Source organism: Weizmannia sp. FSL W8-1119, from assembly GCF_038008605.1.
Taxonomy (GTDB): Bacteria; Bacillota; Bacilli; order Bacillales; family Bacillaceae_C; genus Weizmannia; species Weizmannia coagulans.
Map to the genome: position 1 here is coordinate 502,369 of NZ_JBBOZL010000001.1, position 22,533 is coordinate 524,901.

Here is a 22,533-nt window from a genome sequence, read left to right on the forward strand (position 1 = left end):
CATGGAGGGGTAGCCATGATAACCTGTTTGGGTTTGCCAAATCTGTTACAGCTGGCCGCTTGGCAAAAGAATCATGGCTGCAGAGGCTCCATGTCAAGCCCTTAATAGCGAGAATTCAGATTGAATTTTTATGCGGTATAAACGAATTTATATACTGCAATACTCTGCACTTTTTTCTTGCAAAAAACAGTACATATTGGGACGAGGAGGGAATGCCAGTGGCAAAGTTAGATGAGACATTGTCCATGTTGAAAGATTTAACCGATGCAAAAGGGATTGCCGGCAATGAAGCAGAAGTGCGTGCCGTTGTCAAAAAATATATAGAGCCCTATGCCGATGAACTCGACACAGACGGCCTCGGCAGCTTAATTGCGAAGAAAACGGGGCAGGCGGACGGTCCGAAGATTATGATCGCCGGCCATATGGATGAAGTTGGGTTCATGGTGACGCAAATTGATGAGTCAGGCTTTCTGCGCTTCCAAACGATCGGCGGCTGGTGGTCACAGGTGATGCTTGCCCAACGCGTTACGGTTGTAACAGATAAAGGTGATGTGACAGGTGTGATCGGATCAAAGCCACCACATATTTTATCACCGGATGCACGCAAAAAATCGTACGAAATCAAGGATATGTTCATTGATATTGGTGCCACAAGCCGGGAAGAAGCGCTTGAATGGGGCGTAAAACCGGGCGACATGGTGGTACCTTACTTTGAATTTACGGTTATGAAAAATGAAAAAATGCTGCTTGCCAAAGCCTGGGATAACCGGATCGGCTGTGCAGTTGTCATTGATGTGCTAAAAAATCTGCATAAAGAAAACCATCCAAACATCGTTTACGGCGTAACAAATGTCCAGGAAGAAGTGGGCTTGCGCGGTGCGAAAACGGCAGCCAGCAAAGTGAAACCGGATATTGCCTTTGCACTTGATGTCGGGATTGCCGGGGACACACCGGGAATCTCCGAAAAAGAAGCGCTTAGCAAAATGGGCAAAGGTCCGCAAATCGTGATTTACGACGCTTCAATGGTGGCGCATAAAGGCTTGCGCGATACGGTTGTGAAAGTTGCTGAAGAGTTAAATATCCCGTATCAGTTTGAATCGATTCCGGGCGGCGGAACAGACGCCGGCTCCATTCACTTAACAGGCAGCGGCATTCCATCTCTTGCCATCACGATTGCAACACGCTATATCCACTCGCACGCCGGTATCTTGCACCGTGATGATTACGAAAATACTGTTAAACTAATAACAGAAGTGATCAAACGTCTCGACCGCAAAACAGTAAACCATATTATTTTTGACTAAAATCATAAAAAATTCCGGGCACTTTTTGATGTCCGGATTTTTTTATGAATAAAGTTTTCCGATAGTCCACCAAAAAGCCCTTTATGCAAAAATTTGCCACCAAGTATTCTCTTCTTTTGTCCGCCTTTCATATCCTCTTATTGGTGTCTCATGGGGAAGATGATGGATGGCCGCCACCATCTGAATATCCTGGTTTTAGTAAGTGAAGAAAGGGAAATAAGTAACCAAGTTAGCCTAAAAGACCTAATTTTTGAAAAAATATTGAAACGAGAAGCTGGTTGATAGAAAATAGTGGAAAAATAAATTTAACCAGGAAATCAAAAATTGGGAGGGCGGCACGATGATCACGTATGAAGATGAACTAAAACAAGGAGCAAGAGAAGAAGGGAGAAAAGAAGGACTACAAGAAGGTAAACGAGAAGGAAGACAAGAAGGGAAAATCGAGATCACCCGAAATCTCATTAAACTTGGGATGCCACTAGATTTTACCAAAAAGGCAACTGGCTTTTCTGAAAAAAAGATCCTTGAAATAAAGGAGAAGCTGGAAAAGGAATAAGGGCTGATGGCTTTGAAATGGGAGGGAAGCATGATAATAACGTATGCGGATGGACTAAGAAAAGAAGGGAAACGAACATGAACCGACTGTGCGTAAAGATGTAAATTTCCAATTTCACTTATATATGAATAAAGAAAAACACCATCCAATAGGATGACGTTTTTCTCACGCTTCCGTATACTCCGTTTCGTGGCAGTTCGGGCATGGAGGGAGCCTGTCCTTATCTTCATCAAGCGTAATTTGTTCCCCGCAATTTTTGCATTTGTACTCGCTTTTCCCGGTGTTTCACCTGTATGTGGCATCGACCATGCTCCTTTCGTTTCGTATTGCCGTTTGAATACCCGCGCGAAAAAGTTTCTAAACATCGGCGCGCTTACGCGTGCAAAACTGCCCGTTCGCTACAGGCTGAAATCCAACTGCCATGCAGCGGGTTTTCCGCCGGGGCATTTTCCCACAAGCTGCCCGGGATCCCGTAATTGAACATAAAACACCCCGCCGCGAAATTTCCGCAGCGGGGTTCCTGATTAAGGCACCATCCAGGAAAGGATGTTGGATTGCAGGAAGGTGAGCAGGCAAATGATGAAAAGCAAAAACATACTGTGCTTGACTGTGAATCTCAGCAGTTGTGCTTCCCTGCCGATCAGCCCGGTTGCAGCGCAGGCAACGGCAATCGACTGCGGGGAAATCATTTTTCCCGTGACACCCCCGGATGAATTGGCCGCAATGGCAAGCAGCGGATTCATGCCGACCGACTGGGCCGAAACTTGCTGGAGCGTGCCGAACAAAACATTGGATGAAGTGTCCGAGCCGGTAATGAAAACGCCGAGCCAGCCGAGTACCGGTGAGAAAAACGGAAACAATGCGGCTGTTTTGGCGAGCGCCAATGCCAATGTTGTAATCATGCCGGAAGCGTTCATGACATACGCAAAGCCGACAATGAACAAGATGGTAAGAATCGGAAACTTCAATTCTTTTAACGTTTCAAAGAATGCGGCAAACCATGCTTTCCATGAAATTTTTAAAAGAAACTTCGTGACAATGGCTGCGATAAAAATCGCTGTGCCTGCAGTGCCAAGCAGATCCAGCTTATACATGGCCGCGATCGGGGTGTGTGCGCCGTTGATAATATGATTGTTTAAAAATGGCACATTCCCGCTGAACGAAGCCGCCCCGCCGATCGGGTTTAGAGCCTTTAATACCGGGTTCGCCCCGGCATACTGCCCGGTGAGCGCAAGTTTGATCTGCGGGATGCCCCAGATGGTGATCAAAACCGTCAGGACAATAAACGGCGACCATGCTTTTGCAATTTGCCCGCCTGTATTGGAAACATGCGGCGTTTCGAGCGCGGCAGCAGCCTCTTCATGCTCAAAATAGAAAATGTTTTTCGGCTTCCAAAATTTCAGGAAGACGGCAAGGACAACCAAAGATACGAGTGCCGATAAAACGTCCGGCAGTTCCGGCCCCAGGAAATTGGAAGCGAAGAACTGTGTCAAGGCAAAGGACAAGCCTGATACAATAAGCGCCGGCAGCACTTCCATTGCTTTTTTAAAGCCCGCCATGACAATGATGAGATATAGCGGGATGAACATGGAAATAAGCGGCAATTGCCGTCCGATCATTTTTGAAATTTCCAGCGCAGAAACGCCGGTCGGCCCTGCCATCGCAATGACAGGGGATCCGATTGCGCCAAATGCGACCGGTGCAGTGTTGGCCAATAAGCAGATGCCGGCTGCATAAAGCGGGTTGAATCCGAGACCGACAAGCAGCGCAGCGGTAATCGCAACCGGTGCGCCAAACCCGGCACAGCCTTCCAAAAAAGCGCCGAATGAAAACGCAATCAATAAAGCTTGCAATCTTCTGTCTTCCGTGATCGATACGACTGAGTTGCGGATCACATCAAACTGGCCGGTTTTGACCGTCAATTTATATAAGAACACAGAATTGATAATGATCCAGGCAATCGGCAGAATCCCATACACAATCCCCTGGCTGGCCGACATAACCGGCAGTACGGCCGGCATTCTGTAAACGATCACAGAAATCAGCAGCGCAATCACCAGTGTGGCAAGGCTTGCAAGATGTGCCGCCATTTTTTTTATGGCGAGTGCCCAGAAGAAAAACAGAATCGGAAAGGCAGCAATCAGTGCGGATAAAAACAAATGCCCCTTAAGCGGAATAAAATTTTGTACGTACTCCAACAATCTACACTCCTTTTTGAAAAATTTTCTCCAATCCATCCCAATTGCAATTTTTAAGGTCATTAGATGAAATAGTCATCAGATGATAAGGCTTACATGTTAAAAAGTATAAGTATAATGAAAAGAAAAAACAACTCTTTTTTTAAATTTTTGTTTGCTATTTTTCCGGATTGCTGGTATTCATAAAATATAGAAAAGGGATAAGAGGAGAAAACATGAAGTATAAAAAAATTAAACCTGCAAAAATTTATGAACAAGTGGCAAATGAATTGATAGAGATGATCCAAAACGGGGAGCTTAAGCCTGGGGATAAGCTCGATCCGGTGCCGCTTCTGGCGGAAAAGTTTTCAGTGGGGAGATCGGCTATAAGAGAAGCGCTAACATCACTAAGGGCGCTCGGCTATATTGAATTAAAACAGGGCGAGGGGACATTTGTCCGCAACTTTGATGCAAGCGGCATTTCGTATCCCATTTCGCAGGCAGTACTGATGAACCAGGAAGATGTGGCAAACCTGCTTGAAGTCCGGAAGATTCTCGAAGCCGGAGCAGCAGCCGCGGCCGCTGTCAAACGGACTGAAGCTGATCTGGAAAGTATAAGCCAGGCGCTCGCAGATATGAAGCGGGCGACGGGAAACGAAGAACTCGGTGAAAAAGCAGATCTTGCCTTTCATCTTGCCATTGTCCGGGCTGTACAAAATCCGATTCTTACCGGGTTGATGAACCAGGTCGCCGAGACGATGGAGGATGCAATGAAAGAAACGCGCAGAATGCTTCTTTTTTCTGATCCTTCCACAATGGGCGCCTTGTACGAACAACATGAAAGAATCAGGGTAGCCATCGAAGAAAAGGACAGCGAAAAAGCGCGCAAGGCCATGATCGGCCATTTGCAGTTTGTGGAAAGCAGCCTGCAGGATTTTCTGCGTTAACCAATCTGTTTTCATGAACGCAATCGTCCGCAGAGTATGTGCTTTGGGACAGTACGGCTCCTTTGAGAAACCTGGGAATGAGAGGAAATTTAAAGCCTGTTCCGCTTTGAAATATTTTTCAAGCGGGATAGGCTTTTGTATTGCGCCGATCCGTACGGCTTCGGGCTTTCGATGACAGGGTAATGCCAAAACAGAACAGCGGGAAGCATTCTCCGCTATTGTTCCGGCATTTGTTGGCTGCTGGGGCATCCGGCCTGGGTGGTCTTGTATTCTTTTCCCGTTTCATTTTTTATGTCACTTTTCTCCGCGCTTTCCCATATACATAGGGTATAGGCAATTTTTCAGAAATGGAAAGCGGGGTGCGGCGGCGATGAAGCAAATGTTTTCAGCGTTGAGCGGCAAGATTAGAGAAAATGCGATTGATGTGTATATGGATAGTATCAATCCGGCTGTCCGGGATCCGGTATTTTTCAGCGTCGGCATGCCAAATGGCGGCATGATCCCGAAAAAAGAACTGCAGCGCATCATGAATGAAATCTTTGAGGCGGATCCGGCACGCCTGTATGAGTATTGCAGTGCAAAAGGGTTTGGTCCGTATGTGGATGCCATCTCCAAAAAGGAAAATATTCCTGAAGCTTATGTCATGGCGACAAACGGCAATACGCAGGGGGTTGACCTTGTCTGCAGAATGCTGTTGGATGAAGGGGACAGTTTTGCAATGGAAATGTACACGTATTCCATTGCCTTTTCGGCGGTGCACCAGTACCGGCTCAAGGCGGCCGGCATTCCGCTTGAACAAGATGGTCTGGATGTTGATTTTCTTGAAAAAACATTGCAAACAAGAAGATTGAAAGCGCTTTATATTATTCCGAATGCCCAAAACCCGACCGGCGTCACGACCTCTCTCGAAAAACGGAAAAAACTCATTGAACTCGCTTACCAGTATCATTTTATCATTATAGAAGATGATCCGTACCGTGATCTGCTGTTTCACAGCCGCCCTCCTTCCTTGTTCGAACTCGATTCCTTAAAAGAAAGAACCATATACCTGTACAGTTTTTCAAAAGTCATGGCACCCGCGATGCGGACCGGCTTTATTCTCGCACACCCGGCATTTCTGAAAAAACTCGAACAGTTTAAGCAGGTAACAGACGCCTGCACATCGCCGATAAACCAGATGCTGGCGGGAAAACTCATTTCTTCCGGAAACTGGCCACAGATCCTTGCAAAACAAAAACACTTTTATGAAAAACGGAAAGACTGGACAAAACGGTTTTTACAGCATATGCACGAAACGGAGCAATGGGAAGGGGCTGAACCTGCCGGCGGGCTGTTTTACTGGATTGATGTTAAAAAAGGCGGTGTGGCGGAATGGATGAAAATGGCGGCACAGGACGGCGCCGTATTTGTGCCGGGTGATGCCTTTACGCTTGAGCGCGGGCCAAACACAAAAATCCGCCTTTGTTTCGCCTACTGCAGTGATGAGGAAATGAAAAAAGGGTTTGCCCGTCTGGAAGAAAGTTTCAAAAAGTGGAAGAAAACAAGCGCTTAGCGGGGAGGATCCGCTAAAGGGATTTCCGGGCGTGTGAAAATTCCAGGCTGCCATGTTCTCCGGGATTACACTGGCTGTTTGTCAATCGTATATTGGAATTTTTTCGCGTTCTTTAAAAAGAGGGGGGGCGTCTCCCTTTCACCCGGCATTCCAATCTCCCGTGTATTCCGGAATGCTTCATGGACAGGCGTTTTGGAGCGCTTTACGTCCGGGCGGCGTTCCTTAAAATACCAGTAAAGCTGTTGATTTTCGCAAGCTCTTTACTGTTCTTCAAAAGGCCGGCGCAACGGGAGGAAGAAACCGGTGATTCGGTTTCTTACCCACTCCGCTGCTATTTGCGGGTGGTAATTCTTTTCAAACCGCCAGCCGCGCACAAACACGGTATAGGAAAGGTCGTTCCGTTTGTAAAAGTGCATCTTTTTTCTGCCGGCTTCCCGTTTAACCTGGGCGAGGCAGGATGAAATTTGCAAAAGCATTTGGTCTGTTGCAAAAAGATAAGGCTCTTTAAATTTTAACAGGCTTGCCCGGATCGCTCTCTGGTCCCGTTCCAGCGTCCTTTTGGCAAGCGGCAGAAGGATAAATGCCTCGATCAGTTTTTCTTCTTCCTCGGTTAAGATTTGCGGCATACGGATCACCTGTTTCCATTATATAAACAAACGCATGTTCCGGTCAATCGTTACTTGGTTTTCGAAAAATGGATTGTTATAATAATGTTCACCATATACGCCAAAATGATAACAAAGCGAATTTCGATCATCTTGATAAAAAAGGGAAATGAAGAAATGAATGACAAAGACGGAGATTTTGCGAAAGGCTGTCTGATTGGCATTGGATTGTCCATTCCGGTGTGGGCATTTGTAATATGGGTTTTGTTCAAGCTGTTTTGAGCGTTTCCGTTTTCCACGGGCCGCTTTTGTAAAAGCACTCCGGACGGGGCAGGTACCGGCGGCTGATGCAAGTTTGTAAGGTTGTTTGCCTTTTAGCACACGTTCCCCGTAAAAGGGACAGGTATCTCTCCAACTGGTGCAGGCGCCAATGTTTTTTGTTTATTCCGTGCACCTGCCAGGTATTTTTACAACAAACAGGCAGTGATGCTTGCTTGAGGAGCATCAATCTAGCCGGGAGGAGGCACCAAATGGATTACAACAAGGACAAAAAAGGCGACTCACCGGAACAACAGGAAAAACAGCATCATCACAAAGACATAGAGCCGGAAAGATCTCCGGTAAAACCGCAAGAAAAACAAAAATAAAAATTGAAAAGGGCAGGCCCCGGGCAATGGGGCCTGTCCTCATTGTTCCATATTGGTAACCATGTTATGGACTTTGTCGCGTTCTGCCTGGCTGACATTGAGGTAGTAGATGCCATCAATGGTCGCGCTTGAGCCTTTTACTTCATAGTCTGTCGTATTTTGGCGGCAGTCGCGGTAGTTCATCGCAATGTTTTTCATATCATCAAGCGTCAGGTTTGTTTTGATGTTGTTCTGGATCGCAGCCAGGATTTCCTGATAGCGTGAGAAAGACTGGATGGTCGACGCTTTGTTAATGACGGCCATAATGACGTCACGCTGGCGCTGGTTGCGGCCAAAGTCGCCCTGAGGGTCAAGGTGGCGCATTCTCACATAACCAAGCGCTTTTTTGCCGGTATCCAATGTGATGTTCCCTTTGGCGTAATAATAGCCTTTTTTATAATATCCTTCGTCATGCCAGCTGATTTTGTTGTAGACGGTTACACCGCCAACAGCGTCAACAAGGTCAGCCAGTCCTTCCATGTTTATGCGTATGTACTGGTCAAGATTTAAATCGGCAAATTTGTTTACTGTATCCAGTGCCATTTTTGGCCCGCCATAAGCGTAAGCCGCATTTATCTTATTCAATGTCCCCTTGCCCACGATTTCTGTCCTCGTATCACGCGGAATGGAAATCATCTGCATGGCTTTTTTTTGCGGGTTCAGGGTAAGAATAATGACCGTATCGGATCTTCCTACATCTCCGGCCCGTTCATCCACACCGAGTAAAAGAATGGAGATGGGTTTTTCACTTTTAATTTTTTCTGTATTCTTCTCGGATGGTTTCACGGATTTGCTGTCATACATTTTGTCTGCGGCATTTTGGACTGAATGGTAGACGTAATAGGCGAACCCTCCGCCTCCGATCACGATGATCGCTAAGAGAATCCCGAGTGTGATAAATATCTTCTTCTTCATTTTTTCGACCCTTTTCTTCAAATTTTTTTCTAATCTAATCGCTATCATATCATGGTTTTTCCAAATTGTTAACGGGAATTTTTCGTTTATGCAACGGCCCGGAAATCAATCTGTATTGCTTAAGGCTTCCGATTCCGGTATGATAATGGCACGATATGAGACAGATTTGGCCAGAGGGGGGCGCTTGTGGGAGAGCTTTTGAAAAACCGGTTTGTCCGGATGGTGTTTGTATCCGCGTTGTTTTTGCAGGTGGGCATTTGGGTGCGCAATTTTGCCGTCCTGTTGTTTGTGACAGAAAAAACAAACGGGAACCCGTTTGCCGTTTCCATGATTTCAGTGGCGGAGTTTCTGCCCATTTTCATTTTTAGTTTTATCGGCGGGACATTTGCGGACCGCTGGCAGCCGAAGAAAACAATGGTTTGGTGTGATTTGCTGAGTGCCGTATCCATTTTTGGCGTCATCGGCGCGCTTGTTTTTGGCTCGTGGCAGTCCGTCTTTTTTGCAACACTGATTTCCTCGATTTTATCGCAGTTTTCGCAACCGTCCGGGATGAAACTGTTTAAAATGCATTTGGAGGAACGCCTGATCCAGCAGGCAATGGCCGTTTACCAGACCATTTTTGCTGTTTTCATGATTTTTGGCCCGGTGGTCGGCACGTTTTCCTATGAAAGGTTTGGAATAGATTATTCTATTTTGATAACCGGTCTCGCTTTTCTGTTTTCCGCCGCCAGTTTGTCATTTATCCCGCAAGACCAGGCAATTGAAAAGAAGGAAAAATTGTCGAATATTTTCCAGGAAATGAAGAGCGGGGTCCGCTATGTACTGTCTAAAAGGGAATTGCGGCTGTTGGGACTTGGTTTTCTGGCGGCCGGGCTTGGCGTCGGTTTTATCCAGCCAATGAACATTTTCCTCGTAACGGACCGCCTCGGCCTGCCGAAAGAGAACCTGCAATGGCTTGTGATGGTGAATGGCATTGGGATGATTACAGGCGGCGCTTTTTCCATGGCCCTTTCAAAATCCGCTTCACCGCAAAAAATGCTGTTCACCGGTATGCTTGCAAATGCCATCGGGCTTGCGGTAATCGGTGCTTCGACTGCGCTCTGGCTGACGCTTGCCGCCGAACTCGTTTCGGGCTTTTTCATGCCGAGCATCCAGATCGGCATCAACACCCTGATCCTGCAAAATACAGAATCCGATTTTATCGGCAGGGTGAACGGCATTTTGAGCCCCCTTTTCACTGGTTCCATGGTGGTGACCATGAGCCTTGCGGGGGCATTGAAGGAATGGTTTTCGATCACTGCTGTTTTCGAACTTGCTGCGTTGTTTTTCATCATCGGGCTGTTCTTTGTTTTTCCAATGTTGAAAACAGGTGTGCCGGGGAATGCAGAATCGGAGGGAAAATAGCGGCATGTCCCAATTTTCATGTGGGGGAACTGCTCACGAATGTTCGCGTTCTGCTCGAAGTGTACCATCTATAGCGTGGATTTTGCGGAATGGAGCATGCAGGCGGCAGGTATGCGGGAAAAAGCGGGGAGATTGTGGCTCGCGCTGCTTTGTGGAATATGAACAACGGCAAACCGGAAAATGATCCATCCGGCAAAAGGGAGGGGCTTGTACATAAGCCCCTCCCTTTCAGATTCCCTTCATCCGTTCCGGCAGGTTTTGGATCGATTCAATCACCGCATCAAGCTTGGCCTCAATCCGGTACAGCAAAAAGACGGTGACGGCGACCGGAAATCCGACTTCACTGATGAGCGACACCATTTCATGCATTTCTCCTCTCCCCCTGTAAAATCAAGAGCCCCCGTTCCGGAACGGGAACCGGGGGCAAAAGATTACGCCAGCGTATATTCCGTAATGTTTTGCTCAATAAGGCGTGCGCCTTTCACGCTGGAGAGCGCCATGCCGGATGAACTGACCAGCACGCCCGAGCCGAGCATCTGGGCCATGGCGTTTTTCACTTTCACCGTATCGATGGGTTCTGCCGGCTCATCGACTGCAACCCTCACTGTTTTATTGTCCTGCGTCAAAAACTGAAGTTCCAAAGTTTTCATCTACCCATTCCCCCTTTTTTTATTTTCACGCACTGATGTCGTTCAAGTCAGTGCGCGTCACACGGACCAGCGCTTTTTGCTGCAGCGAAGCGTATGCCTCTGCAAATTGCCGGATGGCATCGGGTGTTGCCGACACGGCCACATTGGCAAACGACTTCGCTTTGGTCACCGGTTTTCCATTTTCATTCACCCCGTTATCAAAGATTAATGAAATGCGGGAATTTGTTAAATTGACTTGTGCCATTCCCGCTCACCCCCTTTCACTCCTTATATAGCGGCTGAACAGAAAAAAGGGTACTATTCTTTTGTTGAAAAGATAGAAATAGGCAAAAGTTATTGTATAATAGGTCTAAAGACATAGGCGGGGGTACTGATGTTTATTTTTGACTGACATCGACAGGAGGGAAGGCGGTATGGGTCTGTATCATATGCTTAAATCGGATAAACGGAGCAGCGTGTTGGAAGATGCAGAAAAAATGGAGGTTTCCATCGATCTGGATCAACCTGGCATTCTTGAACGGTTGAAATTGATCCAATTGACGGAAGAAGATTTAAAAATCATAAAAAGCGTACAACCGCTCGTACAGAAATATATTGATAAAATTGTCAAAGCTTTTTATGATGCGATTTTGCGAGTACAGGAGCTGAAGGAGATCATTGAAAAACACAGCACGGTTGAGCGGCTCCAAAAAACGTTAAGGGTCCATCTTATTGAAATGTTTCAAGGCGACATTAACAAAAATTTTGTCGAAAAACGCTTGCGGATTGCTAGCACGCATTATCGGATCGGCCTTGAACACGGCTGGTATATCGGTTCTTTTCAAAACATTCAAAACACATTGAACGACGTGCTTTTCCTTGAGATTGGCAGGAAAGAAGAAGTCCGGATAATCTCGGCAGCCATCAGCAAGATATTGAGTTTCGAACAGCAAATTGTGCTCGAAGCCTATGAAAGTGAAACGATCAGGAAACTGAACGAGCGGTATCAAACCGGCCAGCGCGATCTGAAAGAACAAATGGTGCAAATCAGTGAAGGTTTGGTTGCACTGGCAGAAGAAACCCAAGCTTCGATTGAGTCTTTAAGTTTCAATCTGCAAAAAACGGATGAAACGGCGATTGAAAGCAGCCGGGAAGCAAACCGTGCCGAATTATCCGCAACAGAGGGGCAAAAAAAGCTGGGCATCCTGATCCGCGACGTCAAAATGATTGCAGCCCGTACAAAAGAAATGATGGAAACGATCGAGAATCTGAGTGATTCTTCCCGCCAGATTGAAGATGTTGTGCTATCTGTGAAAGAGATTGCTGACCAGACCAATCTGCTTGCGTTAAACTCAGCCATAGAGGCAGCACGGGCCGGAGAGAATGGCAGAGGATTTGCGATTGTCTCACAAGAAATCCGGAAATTATCAGAGGAGACGAAAAAGCTGGCAGGGCAGATTCAATCGATGTTATCTGCCTCAGGGCAATACAATTTGGATGTTAAAAATTCTTTAGTTCAAGTGAACAGCGCCATTCACTCCGGGTTGAACAGCGCAGAAGCGGCAGGGCAATCGTTCCGGCAAATTACCGCTTCGGTCAAACAAAACAAACAAACGGCATTAATCGTCCAAAACCATGTGGCAGAACTCGTTAAAATTGTAAAAGAAATCGAAACAGCCAGCGCCGGGGTCGCAGCGGAGGCCGAAAAACTCCACAATGCAGCGGGAATATGAAACTTCCCGCTGCTTTTTAGTGGAAATGGTAAGGGTTGTGCAGGCCAGTCCCATACTTTTGTTGCTGCAGAAGAATCCACTCATCGACATTGCAGCCAGGCAAATTTGGGTAAAACTTGTAAAAAAACCTCTCTCATTTTCAGCCAACATTCGGACGGCTGTGCTAGAATGGAAGAAACAACTTTTCAAAAGGCCGGGTTGCCCGGACAAAGGTACAGGAGGAATTTCATTGAGAATGTTCAGGCGGGCATTATCTTTGCCTATTATTCTATCGCTATTGTTTATACTCCCGGCCGGGGTATTCGGCGCAGGCGGAAGTGCGTCGGCCCAGGACTATTATAAGCTTGTCAGCAACGAGTCTGTCTCGAGCCTTTTGACAGAGCCGACCGGCACTTTCAAGATTGCGAACCTGGCACCGCTCCACCAAAAGTTCAAAAGCAGTGTTTACCGGATTGATTACCAGAAGCCATTTGATCTATTAAAATATTTAAGCCTGCGGAAGTATTCCATCCGCATGGAAATGAAAAAAACCCGCCCTCCCCGGGTAGGTGATACGAAAAAATTCTGGGTGTCCAATCTTGCCAGCAATAAAGATTACCAAATAAGCGCCAAGCTTTTATACAGCGGGTCGCATGCGGATGTCTGGGTATACAACAACCAGCTGGACGGCGACCAGGCTGCACAGCTTGGAAAAGAATTTGACAACCGTATTTATGCGCTCGATACGAGATATTTCGGCATGCCGTCCGATGTTGATGGTAATGGGAAAGTGAATATTCTTTGTTATGACATCCAGGACGGGTTTGACGGCTCGGGCGGATATGTAGCCGGCTATTTTTACCCGCTTGACCTTTTTGATGCCGACACTTCCAACAAGTCGGAAATCTTTTATATTGACACATACCCGCTTATGGGGACGGGGACATCCAAAAATGTAAATGTAACCGAAGCGTATTCGACGCTCGCCCATGAGTTTCAGCATATGATCTCTTTTAACCAGAAAGTGTTCATCCAGCATCATTGGGATACGTTTGATACATGGATTGACGAAGGGATGTCCATGGCCGCAGAGCAAATCTATACCGGCAAACCGCTTTCCGACCGGATTGATGACTATAACAATGATGCTTCCATTACAAACGGCCACTCGCTTCTCTACTGGGATGACAGCGGGGATGTGCTTGCCAATTATTCCTTGTCCTATTTGTTTATGGAGTATTTGAAAATCCAATGCGGACAAGAAGATGCCATTTTCAAAAAAATCATGGATGATCCGAATACAAATGAAAAAGCTATCCAGGATGTGATCCGAGGTAATTGCGATGTTACAGACTCCTTGTAGCCCAAGGGTTTGAAAAAAGGATAAAAAAATTTTCCCCCTAAAAAGAGGGGGAAACAAGCAAAAATGATAAAAAAATAAGGAGTGGACAAAAATTCCACCCCACTGAAACAAAAACAGGTGAACCCGTTTCCCCAGTAGGTTAAAATAGTTTTAGGACTAACATCTTAACACTGGGAGTTAACACTGGGAGGTTCACCTGTATGGCTATTATACCACAAATGAGTCTGTTTACATGGAAAGAAATTGAGATTCTTGGAGATTTAGACCGTCTTCGCCTTGTACTGGACTACATGCCTGATGAAGCGTTCATGCAAAGCCTTGAAAAGAAAAGGGGGAAGGGCCGTAATGACTACCCCGTTCGTGCCATGTGGAATTCTATCTTGGCAGGCATTGTATTTCAACATGAAAGCATTGAGAAATTACGCCGTGAACTCTCCCGTAATGGCCAATTAAGGGAGATGTGTGGCTTTGAAGGGCAGGTTCCAACTTCATATGCCTATACGCGCTTTCTAAAATCCCTAATCCGTGACGAAGAAATGATGGATAAAATGTTTGAGACTTTGGTAGAACAGCTCCTGGAACGGTTGCCGGATTTTGGTAAACGCTTGGCAATCGACAGCAAGGCGATCTCATCGTTTTCTAAACATCCGAACAAGCATGAAACCGAGGATGGTCGCCGGGATCTGGATGCAAATCATAGCCAGAAGGTTTACAGTGGTGTGACAAAAGAAGGCAACCCATGGCAAAAAGTTGTGAAATGGTTTGGCTACAAACTGCATCTGGTGGTGGATGCAACCTACGAGTTACCGGTAACATTCAAGGTTACAAAAGCGTCTGAGTCAGACATTACGGAAGGGCATAAACTCTTAGAGCAAATGGAAGAAAAGCAGCCAAAGCTTCTGAAAACAGCGGAAACGATGGCGGGAGACCGGGGTTATGATGACACGAAGCTGATTACGAAACTCTGGGATACGTATAAGATTAAGCCCATCATTGATATTCGCAATATGTGGAAAGACCCCGACAAAACACGATTACTCCCGGGAAAGGAAAACGTCGTTTATAACTACAAAGGAACCGTATCCTGCGTATGCCCTGAAACAGGTAAACAACGGGAAATGTGCAACGGGGGATTTGAGAAAGACCGCCAGAAACTAAAAAAACTTTGCCCGGCGAAACAAATGGGAGTGACATGTGAAGGCAAGGCTCAATGCCCCGTGGCACAAGGGCTCCGTATCTCATTATCTGAAGACAGGCGTATTTTTACACCCATTGATCGATCGAGCTATAAGTGGAAAAAAGAATACAACAGACGTACAGCTGTAGAGCGCGTGAACAGCCGGCTTGATACTTCTTTCGGCTTTGAACTTCATACAATTCGGGGAATGGCTAAAATGAAGCTGCGTTGTGGACTGGCACTCTGTGTCATGTTAGCCATGGCCTTAGGCCGGATCAAAGAGAACCAGGCTGAAAAAATGAGAAGCCTCGTTTCTTAACTTATCCACATAAAGGAAATCAATTTCAAAAAAAGCGCTTGTGGATCATTGGATTCGTGCGCCTTTTTTTAGATACATTTCTATATTTTTTCAACAATTATCTGATAACAGTACATTTTTTAAGCGTGTAAAATTGACTTTATAGTGAAAATGGGCATATATTTATCTGACAATATTATATTTCTGGTGGTGTTCTATTTGCATTGAAAGAAAAATTGTTAACATCGCAAAAAGCTCGATCCAAAAATACATTGACCCGAACCTGACTTTCGGGCAGTTTATGACCGATTTCCGGGCCGCACTCGTGTTAAAGCAGACAAACGGATTATACGGATTTAAAGGGAATGCCGCGTTCAAACCGCTCCGAATTAAAACTTACAACGGCAGTTCACTGAAATTAAAAGGCGGCGGGGCGGTTGTGAAAAAGCTGTCTTCGGCAAGCCGCTTCTCCGTTCCGTCCGGAAAAGGGCGGGATGTGACGTACACGCTGCTGTCCGGAAGTATCGGCGGCAAGGCACAGCAGCCGAAAACACCTAAAGTATGGACTGTCGGCGATAATAGCACATCCATTTCCGGCAGCGCTGACCCGGGCATCGAAGTGGCCATTATGAAGAACGGAAAAATACTTGCACGCGGCACAGCGGACGGGAAAGGACTTTTTAAAGTCCCGGTTCCAAAGCAAAAAGCCGGAACAGTCCTCTATGTCTACACAGAGGCCGGTTTAAAAAGCAGCAAAGTGAAAGTAACGGTAAAAGACAAAACGGCACCGGGCATGCCGACTGCCGGCAATGTCACAACGAAGTCCACACATGTTGCGGGTAAAGCGGAAAAATCAGCAGTTGTCTATGTATACCGCGGCAGCAAACAGATCGGCAAAGCCACAGCAAATGCCAAGGGCGCATACAGTGTGAGAATCAGCAAACAGAAAAAAGGCACAAAGCTTTCCATTTTTGCGAAAGACAGAGCCGGAAACAAAAGCAAAACAAGAATGGTTACGGTAAGGTGAGGGAAATAAAAGTTTTGCTTGGCCCGAAGAAGTGCACAGCGATTGAAAAAACTTGATGCTTGCACAATTGGATGATTGATTGATGAATGGTAAGTTTTTATAGGAATACGAAAAAACGGCAGCTCATCAGCTGCCGTTTTTTCAATCAGTCACCGCCGTATCCGGTATATTCACGGTCAGGCGTGTGATGGAAAAGATGGTGCAAATATTTATGGAAGAACCATTCGCCGGCTGCAATTACGATGCTTGAAGCCAGCGCCGCCCATAACAGATTGTCCATGTCCGGGGCGAGTGATCTGCCCATCAGCCACACGACAAGGTACGCCAGAACAAAGTCAGCGACAGTCGCCATGATATTTCTTTGCGTATCCTCCTCGCGTTCATTTTCCCGCTTGAATATCATCAAATCTCCCAGGACATATGCAAGAATGGTCAGCACTACACTGGTGGCGATCATATCGCCAAACGGCATGTTGAAGATGGCGGATAAAATGATGCCCAACACAACTGCGACCATAATAAATTTCACCACTAACGCCTTTGCATGTTCCATAACGGTCCCTCCTCGTATAATAAGTTTAAATCCAGCTTGAGGCCTATAGCCTCGATGAAATTGCCCAAATGCCTCTGGAGGACTTAGCGATGTATCTCCAGACCAAAGGCCATGGCCGCTTTAGCGATCCCGAGGATTTGGCCGCATCCATCCAAAAAGCTGCCCGGTCCTCTTACCGGCTTTCTAAATGTGTGGAGGATTCGATTGACTTGGTCCTGGGCAGTTCTATTGAGATCATCCGGCATCTTAAACGCCAAATCAAGGATTTGGATAAGGCGATTGCCCGCGTTCTTGATGGAATCCCGAATACCCTCCAGACCATTCCGGGAATAGGCCCGGTGAGCTGTGCTGGGATTCTCGCTGAAATCGGCGACATTGAGCGCTTTGACGACCAAGCTGCGATCGCAAAATTTGCTGGATTGTTCTGGCCCCGCCACCAATCGGGTGATTTTGAGGCTGATGACAAAATGCTTGCGCGTACAGGCAATCGTTATCTCCGGTATTACCTGGTTGAGGCTGCCAATCTGGTCCGGCGACACGAACCTGAGTACCGCGCCTTTTACCAAAAGAAATATCGTGAGGTGCATAAGCACTCACACAAACGCGCCCTCGTCTTAACGGCAAGAAAACTGGTGCGCCTGATCGATGCGCTGCTCCGCAACGATCAAATTTATGCGCCGAAAAAGAAGGTGACGCGATGAGGTAACCAGGTAACCATCATCGATAGCCTGAACTTAAAACTTCCAGATTATTCCGGTTATCTGGAGGCTTAGTTCTGTATTGCCATTTTTACGACATAGAGCCAATAAAATTTCCAATTCACTTGTTTTTAACCCTTGACATCACACCGTAGGACTTTTGGTGTTTGTACTATATCATAACCCGCTCTTACAGCCGTTAATCGGGAAAATGGAAACAGAGAGGAAGGAAAATGTTTCCACACTTACACTTTTGTTGGAAGATAACCCTACATAAAAATGAAAAAAGTTTGTGAATATTTTTTACAACTTCCTTGCCCTGTGCGGTTTCCTAAAGGATAATATTTGTAACCTGCAGCAGAAGGAGTAAAGACACGTGAAAACTTAAAAATGAGGAGTGAGCAAATGAAAACAGTCCAACTGAACAGCCGGATAGCTTTCGGCCCATCTCTGCCGTTCGTATTGATTGCCGGCCCGTGCGTAATTGAAAGTGAAACGATGGCCATGGAAACAGCCGCAACCCTTCAAACCATTGCCGGAAAACTCGGCATTCCTTTCGTTTTTAAAGCTTCTTTCGATAAAGCCAACCGATCATCCATTTTTTCCAAACGGGGCCCGGGACTGGAAAAAGGGCTCGAAATACTTGACCGGATTAAAAATGTATTTGGCGCACCGGTCACGTCCGATATTCATGAGCCGCACCAGGCAAAAGCAGCCGGGGAAGTGCTCGACATACTGCAAATCCCCGCTTTCCTTTGCCGCCAGACCGATTTGCTGCTTGCCGCCGCCGCAACGGGCAAAATCGTGAATGTCAAAAAAGGGCAGTTTTTGGCGCCTTGGGATATGAAAAACGTCATTCAAAAATTGGAAGAATCCGGCACCGAAAAAATTCTCCTTACAGAACGTGGTTCGACATTCGGCTACAATAACCTGGTGGTGGATATGCGTGCACTTCCGGAAATGCGCAGATTAGGGTATCCGGTCGTGTTTGACGCTACCCATAGTGTCCAAATTCCGGGCGGAAACGGCACTTCAACAGGCGGAAAGCGTGCGTTTGTCCCGTATCTGGCAAGGGCAGCGGCGGCTTGCGGGATCGATGCGTTGTTTCTCGAAGCCCATCCTGATCCGGACCAGGCCTGGTCGGATGGCCCGAATATGGTGAAACTGGATGATATTGAAGAAATGTTAAAGCCAATAATTGAAATTGATCACATGATAAAAGAACAAACGGCAGCAAACATCCATTAACGGAGGTGAATAGGATGTTAAAAGATTTCAAACGAAGCATCAATTATGTCGAAAGCGTCCGTGAAGTACTGGAAAAAGAAGCCAATGAGATCTTAAAGCTGAAAGACCGGATCAATTTTCGTATAAATGAAGGCATTGAAATGATATTGGCGTGCGAAGGCAGAGTCATTTTTACAGGAATGGGGAAATCGGGCATCATTGGCCGGAAACTTGCTTCCACATTTGCAAGCACCGGTACCCCGGCATTTTTCCTTCACCCGGGAGAAGCACTGCACGGCGATCTTGGAAAAATAACAAAAGAAGACATCCTCATTGCCATTTCCAACAGCGGGGAAACGTCGGAAATATTAAATATGATCCCCTCCATCAAAAGGATCGGCGCAAAAATGATTGCCATTTCTGGTTCACGCAAGTCGACACTGGCGCGGTGTTCGAATCTGGTGATGGATATCGGGGAAGTTGAGGAAGCGTGCCCACTCGGCCTTGCGCCGACTTCTACAACCACCGTCACGCTTGCGCTCGGGGATGCGATCGCGGTAGCCCTTTTAAAGGCAAGGGATTTTAAACCTGAAAACTTTGCGCTCTTCCATCCCGGCGGCTCGCTTGGCAGGCGTTTGCTTCTAACAGTTGGCCATGTGGCTAAACGCAAAAGCATGAACCCGGTTGCCAGAATGGATACCGGCATAAAGGAAGCATTATTTATGATGACGGAAGCGGGGACGGGGGCTGTCTCGGTCATTGATAAGCAGGGCCGGCTTGCCGGCATTTTAACGGATGGCGATATCCGGCGCGAGCTTTTAAACGGCCATGAAGTACTGGATAAAAAAGTGGCAGATTTGTATACAAAATATCCGGTTTGCGTCAGTGAGCATCAGCTGGCAGCGGAAGCATTGCGGATAATGGAAGACCATGCTTTCAAGGTGTTGCCGGTTGTTGCCGCCCAGAAACCGGTTGCCATGCTCCATATTCAGGATTTGGTCCAGACTATATAGACAAATGGTAAAAATTAAATTGGAAATTTTTTAAAAAAGCTTGACGAATCCGAAAAAAGGGGATAAATTGAACATAAGCATTTTTTAAGTCCGTTGTGTAATGGCTTTTGCGGTGTTTATGGCAAATTTCATACTCGTATTTTCTTATCAAGAGAGGTTGAGGGAATGGCCCGATGAAGCCTCAGCAACCTTCAATGCTTTTACGCGTTGAAAAGGTGCTAAGTCCTGCAAGTTATGGGATCCATAACTTGAAAGATAAGAAGATGGTTCATGCACGAAAAGAATGGCCTTCTTCTTATTGGAGAAGGCTTTTTGATTTTAAGTGAGGGAGTGTCCATCATGTATCATACAGAAACAAAACTTGCACAGATCGGAAACCGCAGTGACCGCGTGACAGGTGCGGTGAACCCGCCTGTTTATTTTTCTACCGCTTACCACCACGAAGGCATTGGGCAGTCGACCGGTTTTGATTATTCCCGTACCGGCAACCCGACACGCCAGTTGCTGGAAGAAGCGATTGCGGATCTGGAGGGCGGGGACCGCGGGTTTGCGTGCAGTTCCGGCATGGCTGCGATTTTCACTGTTTTATCTTTGTTCCAGGCCGGCGATGAGTGGATTGTGAGTGATGATTTATACGGCGGTACCTACCGCCTGCTTGAGCAGGGGTATAAAAAATGGGGGCTTTGTTGTAAGTACGTGAATACGTGCAACCCGGAAAATATTGAAAAAGAAATCACCTCGAAAACGAAAGCCATTTTTCTTGAAACGCCGACAAACCCCCTCATGCAGCAGACGGATATCGGCGCAGTGGCTGAAATTGCGAAAGGGCACGGAATCCTGCTGATCGTGGACAATACTTTTTACACCCCGCTTTTGCAGCAGCCGATCAAAGAAGGCGCTGATATTGTGGTCCACAGCGCAACGAAATATCTTGGCGGGCATAACGATGTGCTGGCCGGGCTGATCGTGGCAAAGGGCGCTGAACTTTGCGACAAGCTTTTCTTGTACCATAACGGTGCCGGCGCCACACTCAGCCCGTTTGATTCGTGGCTTCTGATGCGCGGCATGAAAACGCTGGCGCTCCGGATGGAAAAACACGAAAAGAATGCAAAAGCTGTGGCGGCCTTTTTAAGTGCGCATCCGGATGTAAAAGATGTGCTATATCCGGGCCGCGGCGGGATGCTTTCTTTCCGTGTAAAAGAAGAATCATGGATTGACCCGTTTTTACGCGGCCTGTCTCTGATTACATTTGCCGAAAGCCTCGGCGGGACGGAAAGTTTTATCACTTACCCGGCTACACAGACGCATGCCGACATTCCGGAAGAAAAACGGATTGCCTCGGGCGTGGACAACTGCCTTTTGCGCTTTTCAGTCGGAATTGAAGATGACCGCGATTTGATTGCAGATATTGAAAAAGCTTTTGCCAACATTCACGAAGGGGTGCAAACACGATGACAAATGAAGATTATTCTTTTCAAACGAGGCTTTTACATAACAGCCACAAAATTGACCAGGTGACCGGTGCGGTGAGTGTGCCGATCCAGCATGCTTCGACATACCACCAGGCGGACATTGATCAGTTCGGCAAATACGATTACAGCCGCTCGCTCAATCCGACGAGGGAAGCGCTCGAGGATGTCATAGCCGAACTCGAAGGCGGCGCCAAAGGTTTCGCGTTTGCTTCCGGGATGGCGGCGATTTCAACGGCGTTTCTGCTTTTGTCGGCGGGCGACCATGTTGTGATCACCGAGGATGTGTACGGCGGCACGTTCCGGATGGTGACAGAAGTCCTGACACGGCTTGGTATTGAACATACATTTGTGGATATGACCAACCTTGAAGAAGTGCGGCAGGCCGTCCGCCCGAACACGAAAGCTTTTTATGTAGAAACCCCTTCAAACCCGCTTTTAAAAGTGACGGATATCCGTGCGGTGAGTGAACTGGCAAAGGAAACCGGGGCGCTCACCTTTGTCGACAACACCTTTTTAACGCCTGCCCTGCAGCGCCCGCTTGAACTCGGGGCGGATATCGTGCTGCACAGCGCGACGAAATTTTTAGCGGGGCACAGCGATGTCGTCGCCGGGCTTGCTGTAGTAAAAGATGAAGCATTGGCAGCGCGCCTCGGCTTTTTGCAAAACTCATTCGGGGCGGTGCTCGGCGTCCAGGATGCATGGCTCGTTTTGCGCGGGTTGAAAACGTTGCATGTGCGGCTGCTCCAATCACAGCAGTCAGCGGTGAAAATTGCACATTTTCTTGATGCGCATCCGCTTGTACGAAACGTGTATTATCCGGGGCTCGGGTACCATCCGCAGCATGCGTTGCAAAAGCTGGAGGCACAAGGGCCGGGCGCGGTATTGTCGTTTGAACTGGAAGATGAGGAAGCGCTCCGGGCATTCGTCAGCCATGTAAAAATCCCGGTCTTTGCCGTCAGCCTCGGCGCTGTGGAATCGATTCTGTCCTATCCGGCAAAAATGTCCCACGCCGCAATGCCACCTGAGGACCGAAGAAAACGCGGCATCTCCGACAGCTTGTTGCGCTTATCGGTTGGCCTCGAAAATCCGGATGATCTGATTGCCGATTTTGAGCAGGCTTTTTCATACACGAAAGCTGGCACAACAGTGAAATAGAAGCCGGATTCCTTCAGCAGGAAACGCCAACTGTTGCCGGTTAAAGCCCGCTTCGTTCAGAAG

At 47.1% G+C, this 22,533-nt stretch carries 20 protein-coding genes, 2 pseudogenes and 1 riboswitch; of the genes and pseudogenes, 14 read left to right on the top strand and 8 right to left on the bottom strand.

Features of this window, described 5'->3' with window-relative positions:
- Positions 1-218 precede the first annotated feature (218 nt).
- On the top strand, positions 219-1,304 hold the full coding sequence (locus NSQ19_RS02375) for a M42 family metallopeptidase (protein WP_026104662.1): 1,086 nt from the start codon (positions 219-221) through the stop codon (positions 1,302-1,304).
- A 340-nt stretch (positions 1,305-1,644) separates the two neighbouring features.
- Positions 1,645-1,860: a hypothetical protein gene (locus tag NSQ19_RS02380; protein ID WP_340702301.1), complete on the top strand. Its 216-nt coding sequence runs from the start codon at positions 1,645-1,647 to the stop codon at positions 1,858-1,860.
- Between the two features lie 165 nt (positions 1,861-2,025).
- Here NSQ19_RS02380 and NSQ19_RS15740 read toward each other — a convergent pair.
- Both NSQ19_RS15740 and NSQ19_RS02385 read right to left on the bottom strand, forming a co-directional pair.
- Positions 2,026-2,130 (bottom strand): annotated as a pseudogene (locus NSQ19_RS15740) (zinc ribbon-containing protein); the annotation flags it as partial.
- Between the two features lie 254 nt (positions 2,131-2,384).
- The gene (locus NSQ19_RS02385) at positions 2,385-4,058 is read right to left on the bottom strand and encodes an L-lactate permease (protein ID WP_046721814.1); all 1,674 of its coding nucleotides are present in this window, start codon (positions 4,056-4,058) and stop codon (positions 2,385-2,387) included.
- 215 nt (positions 4,059-4,273) lie between these two features.
- On the opposite strand from NSQ19_RS02385, the gene NSQ19_RS02390 reads away from it, so the two are divergent.
- Together NSQ19_RS02390 and NSQ19_RS02395 are read left to right on the top strand one after the other, a co-directional pair.
- On the top strand, positions 4,274-4,984 hold the full coding sequence (locus tag NSQ19_RS02390) for a FadR/GntR family transcriptional regulator (RefSeq protein WP_029142617.1): 711 nt from the start codon (positions 4,274-4,276) through the stop codon (positions 4,982-4,984).
- 370 nt (positions 4,985-5,354) lie between these two features.
- Positions 5,355-6,536: an aminotransferase-like domain-containing protein gene (locus tag NSQ19_RS02395; protein WP_340702302.1), complete on the top strand. Its 1,182-nt coding sequence runs from the start codon at positions 5,355-5,357 to the stop codon at positions 6,534-6,536.
- 260 nt (positions 6,537-6,796) lie between these two features.
- On the opposite strand, the gene NSQ19_RS02400 is transcribed toward NSQ19_RS02395, so the two are convergent.
- Positions 6,797-7,162, bottom strand: a complete 366-nt coding sequence (locus tag NSQ19_RS02400; protein ID WP_340702303.1) for a hypothetical protein — start codon at positions 7,160-7,162, stop codon at positions 6,797-6,799.
- 665 nt (positions 7,163-7,827) lie between these two features.
- On the bottom strand, positions 7,828-8,742 hold the full coding sequence (locus tag NSQ19_RS02405) for an LCP family glycopolymer transferase (RefSeq protein ID WP_026104874.1): 915 nt from the start codon (positions 8,740-8,742) through the stop codon (positions 7,828-7,830).
- A gap of 186 nt (positions 8,743-8,928) precedes the next feature.
- On the opposite strand from NSQ19_RS02405, the gene NSQ19_RS02410 reads away from it, so the two are divergent.
- Positions 8,929-10,146, top strand: coding sequence for an MFS transporter (locus NSQ19_RS02410; protein WP_340702304.1), 1,218 nt, complete (start codon positions 8,929-8,931; stop codon positions 10,144-10,146).
- A 228-nt stretch (positions 10,147-10,374) separates the two neighbouring features.
- Here NSQ19_RS02410 and NSQ19_RS02415 read toward each other — a convergent pair whose 3' ends face one another.
- The 3 genes from NSQ19_RS02415 to NSQ19_RS02425 all read right to left on the bottom strand — a co-directional run bounded on the left by NSQ19_RS02415 (position 10,375) and on the right by NSQ19_RS02425 (position 11,040).
- Entirely contained in the window at positions 10,375-10,515 is a 141-nt protein-coding gene (locus NSQ19_RS02415) for a YvrJ family protein (RefSeq protein ID WP_013858438.1), read from the bottom strand.
- Between the two features lie 62 nt (positions 10,516-10,577).
- Positions 10,578-10,796 (bottom strand): DUF2922 domain-containing protein, encoded by a 219-nt coding sequence (locus NSQ19_RS02420; RefSeq protein WP_013858439.1) that lies wholly within the window; start codon positions 10,794-10,796, stop codon positions 10,578-10,580.
- A 25-nt stretch (positions 10,797-10,821) separates the two neighbouring features.
- On the bottom strand, positions 10,822-11,040 hold the full coding sequence (locus tag NSQ19_RS02425; RefSeq protein ID WP_013858440.1) for a DUF1659 domain-containing protein: 219 nt from the start codon (positions 11,038-11,040) through the stop codon (positions 10,822-10,824).
- 169 nt (positions 11,041-11,209) lie between these two features.
- On the opposite strand from NSQ19_RS02425, the gene NSQ19_RS02430 reads away from it, so the two are divergent.
- From NSQ19_RS02430 to NSQ19_RS02445, 4 genes are all read left to right on the top strand, one after another.
- Positions 11,210-12,508 carry a globin-coupled sensor protein gene (locus tag NSQ19_RS02430; RefSeq protein WP_340702305.1) on the top strand — a complete coding sequence of 433 codons (1,299 nt, stop codon included), beginning with the start codon at positions 11,210-11,212 and terminating at the stop codon, positions 12,506-12,508.
- A gap of 235 nt (positions 12,509-12,743) precedes the next feature.
- Positions 12,744-13,850 (top strand): M30 family zinc metallopeptidase, encoded by a 1,107-nt coding sequence (locus tag NSQ19_RS02435; RefSeq protein ID WP_340703161.1) that lies wholly within the window; start codon positions 12,744-12,746, stop codon positions 13,848-13,850.
- Between the two features lie 200 nt (positions 13,851-14,050).
- A complete protein-coding gene (locus tag NSQ19_RS02440) occupies positions 14,051-15,346 on the top strand; it encodes a transposase (RefSeq protein WP_014097075.1) in 1,296 nt (431 codons plus the stop codon).
- A 280-nt stretch (positions 15,347-15,626) separates the two neighbouring features.
- A complete protein-coding gene (locus NSQ19_RS02445; protein WP_340702306.1) occupies positions 15,627-16,352 on the top strand; it encodes an Ig-like domain-containing protein in 726 nt (241 codons plus the stop codon).
- A 145-nt stretch (positions 16,353-16,497) separates the two neighbouring features.
- On the opposite strand, the gene NSQ19_RS02450 is transcribed toward NSQ19_RS02445, so the two are convergent.
- Positions 16,498-16,905 carry a YndM family protein gene (locus NSQ19_RS02450; RefSeq protein ID WP_013858443.1) on the bottom strand — a complete coding sequence of 136 codons (408 nt, stop codon included), beginning with the start codon at positions 16,903-16,905 and terminating at the stop codon, positions 16,498-16,500.
- A 35-nt stretch (positions 16,906-16,940) separates the two neighbouring features.
- On the opposite strand from NSQ19_RS02450, the pseudogene NSQ19_RS02455 reads away from it, so the two are divergent.
- The 5 genes and pseudogenes from NSQ19_RS02455 to metC form a co-directional block, all read left to right on the top strand.
- A pseudogene (locus NSQ19_RS02455) lies at positions 16,941-17,606 on the top strand (IS110 family transposase); the annotation flags it as partial.
- Positions 17,607-18,008: 402 nt separating this feature from the next.
- Complete coding sequence (kdsA, locus tag NSQ19_RS02460) at positions 18,009-18,851, top strand: 3-deoxy-8-phosphooctulonate synthase (protein ID WP_340702307.1); 843 nt, start codon at positions 18,009-18,011, stop codon at positions 18,849-18,851.
- Between the two features lie 14 nt (positions 18,852-18,865).
- Positions 18,866-19,843, top strand: coding sequence for a KpsF/GutQ family sugar-phosphate isomerase (locus NSQ19_RS02465; RefSeq protein WP_340702308.1), 978 nt, complete (start codon positions 18,866-18,868; stop codon positions 19,841-19,843).
- A 141-nt stretch (positions 19,844-19,984) separates the two neighbouring features.
- Positions 19,985-20,105: riboswitch (SAM riboswitch) on the top strand.
- A 77-nt stretch (positions 20,106-20,182) separates the two neighbouring features.
- The gene (locus NSQ19_RS02470; RefSeq protein WP_340702309.1) at positions 20,183-21,298 is read left to right on the top strand and encodes a methionine biosynthesis PLP-dependent protein; all 1,116 of its coding nucleotides are present in this window, start codon (positions 20,183-20,185) and stop codon (positions 21,296-21,298) included.
- On the top strand, positions 21,295-22,470 hold the full coding sequence (metC, locus tag NSQ19_RS02475) for a cystathionine beta-lyase (protein ID WP_340702310.1): 1,176 nt from the start codon (positions 21,295-21,297) through the stop codon (positions 22,468-22,470). The genes NSQ19_RS02470 and metC overlap by 4 nt, the downstream gene beginning before the upstream one ends.
- Positions 22,471-22,533: the final 63 nt, after the last annotated feature.

Bases quoted from the DNA above. Each gene is read 5' to 3' on its own strand.
- NSQ19_RS02380 (WP_340702301.1), top strand. From the start codon at position 1,645: ATGATCACGTATGAAGATGAACTAAAACAAGGAGCAAGAGAAGAAGGG.
- NSQ19_RS02390 (WP_029142617.1), top strand. From the start codon at position 4,274: ATGAAGTATAAAAAAATTAAACCTGCAAAAATTTATGAACAAGTGGCA.
- NSQ19_RS02395 (WP_340702302.1), top strand. From the start codon at position 5,355: ATGAAGCAAATGTTTTCAGCGTTGAGCGGCAAGATTAGAGAAAATGCG.
- NSQ19_RS02400 (WP_340702303.1), bottom strand. From the start codon at position 7,162: ATGCCGCAAATCTTAACCGAGGAAGAAGAAAAACTGATCGAGGCATTT.
- NSQ19_RS02405 (WP_026104874.1), bottom strand. From the start codon at position 8,742: ATGAAGAAGAAGATATTTATCACACTCGGGATTCTCTTAGCGATCATC.
- NSQ19_RS02415 (WP_013858438.1), bottom strand. From the start codon at position 10,515: ATGCATGAAATGGTGTCGCTCATCAGTGAAGTCGGATTTCCGGTCGCC.
- NSQ19_RS02420 (WP_013858439.1), bottom strand. From the start codon at position 10,796: ATGAAAACTTTGGAACTTCAGTTTTTGACGCAGGACAATAAAACAGTG.
- NSQ19_RS02425 (WP_013858440.1), bottom strand. From the start codon at position 11,040: ATGGCACAAGTCAATTTAACAAATTCCCGCATTTCATTAATCTTTGAT.
- NSQ19_RS02430 (WP_340702305.1), top strand. From the start codon at position 11,210: ATGGGTCTGTATCATATGCTTAAATCGGATAAACGGAGCAGCGTGTTG.
- NSQ19_RS02435 (WP_340703161.1), top strand. From the start codon at position 12,744: ATGTTCAGGCGGGCATTATCTTTGCCTATTATTCTATCGCTATTGTTT.
- NSQ19_RS02440 (WP_014097075.1), top strand. From the start codon at position 14,051: ATGGCTATTATACCACAAATGAGTCTGTTTACATGGAAAGAAATTGAG.
- NSQ19_RS02445 (WP_340702306.1), top strand. From the start codon at position 15,627: ATGACCGATTTCCGGGCCGCACTCGTGTTAAAGCAGACAAACGGATTA.
- NSQ19_RS02450 (WP_013858443.1), bottom strand. From the start codon at position 16,905: ATGGAACATGCAAAGGCGTTAGTGGTGAAATTTATTATGGTCGCAGTT.
- kdsA (WP_340702307.1), top strand. From the start codon at position 18,009: ATGAAAACAGTCCAACTGAACAGCCGGATAGCTTTCGGCCCATCTCTG.
- NSQ19_RS02465 (WP_340702308.1), top strand. From the start codon at position 18,866: ATGTTAAAAGATTTCAAACGAAGCATCAATTATGTCGAAAGCGTCCGT.
- NSQ19_RS02470 (WP_340702309.1), top strand. From the start codon at position 20,183: ATGTATCATACAGAAACAAAACTTGCACAGATCGGAAACCGCAGTGAC.
- metC (WP_340702310.1), top strand. From the start codon at position 21,295: ATGACAAATGAAGATTATTCTTTTCAAACGAGGCTTTTACATAACAGC.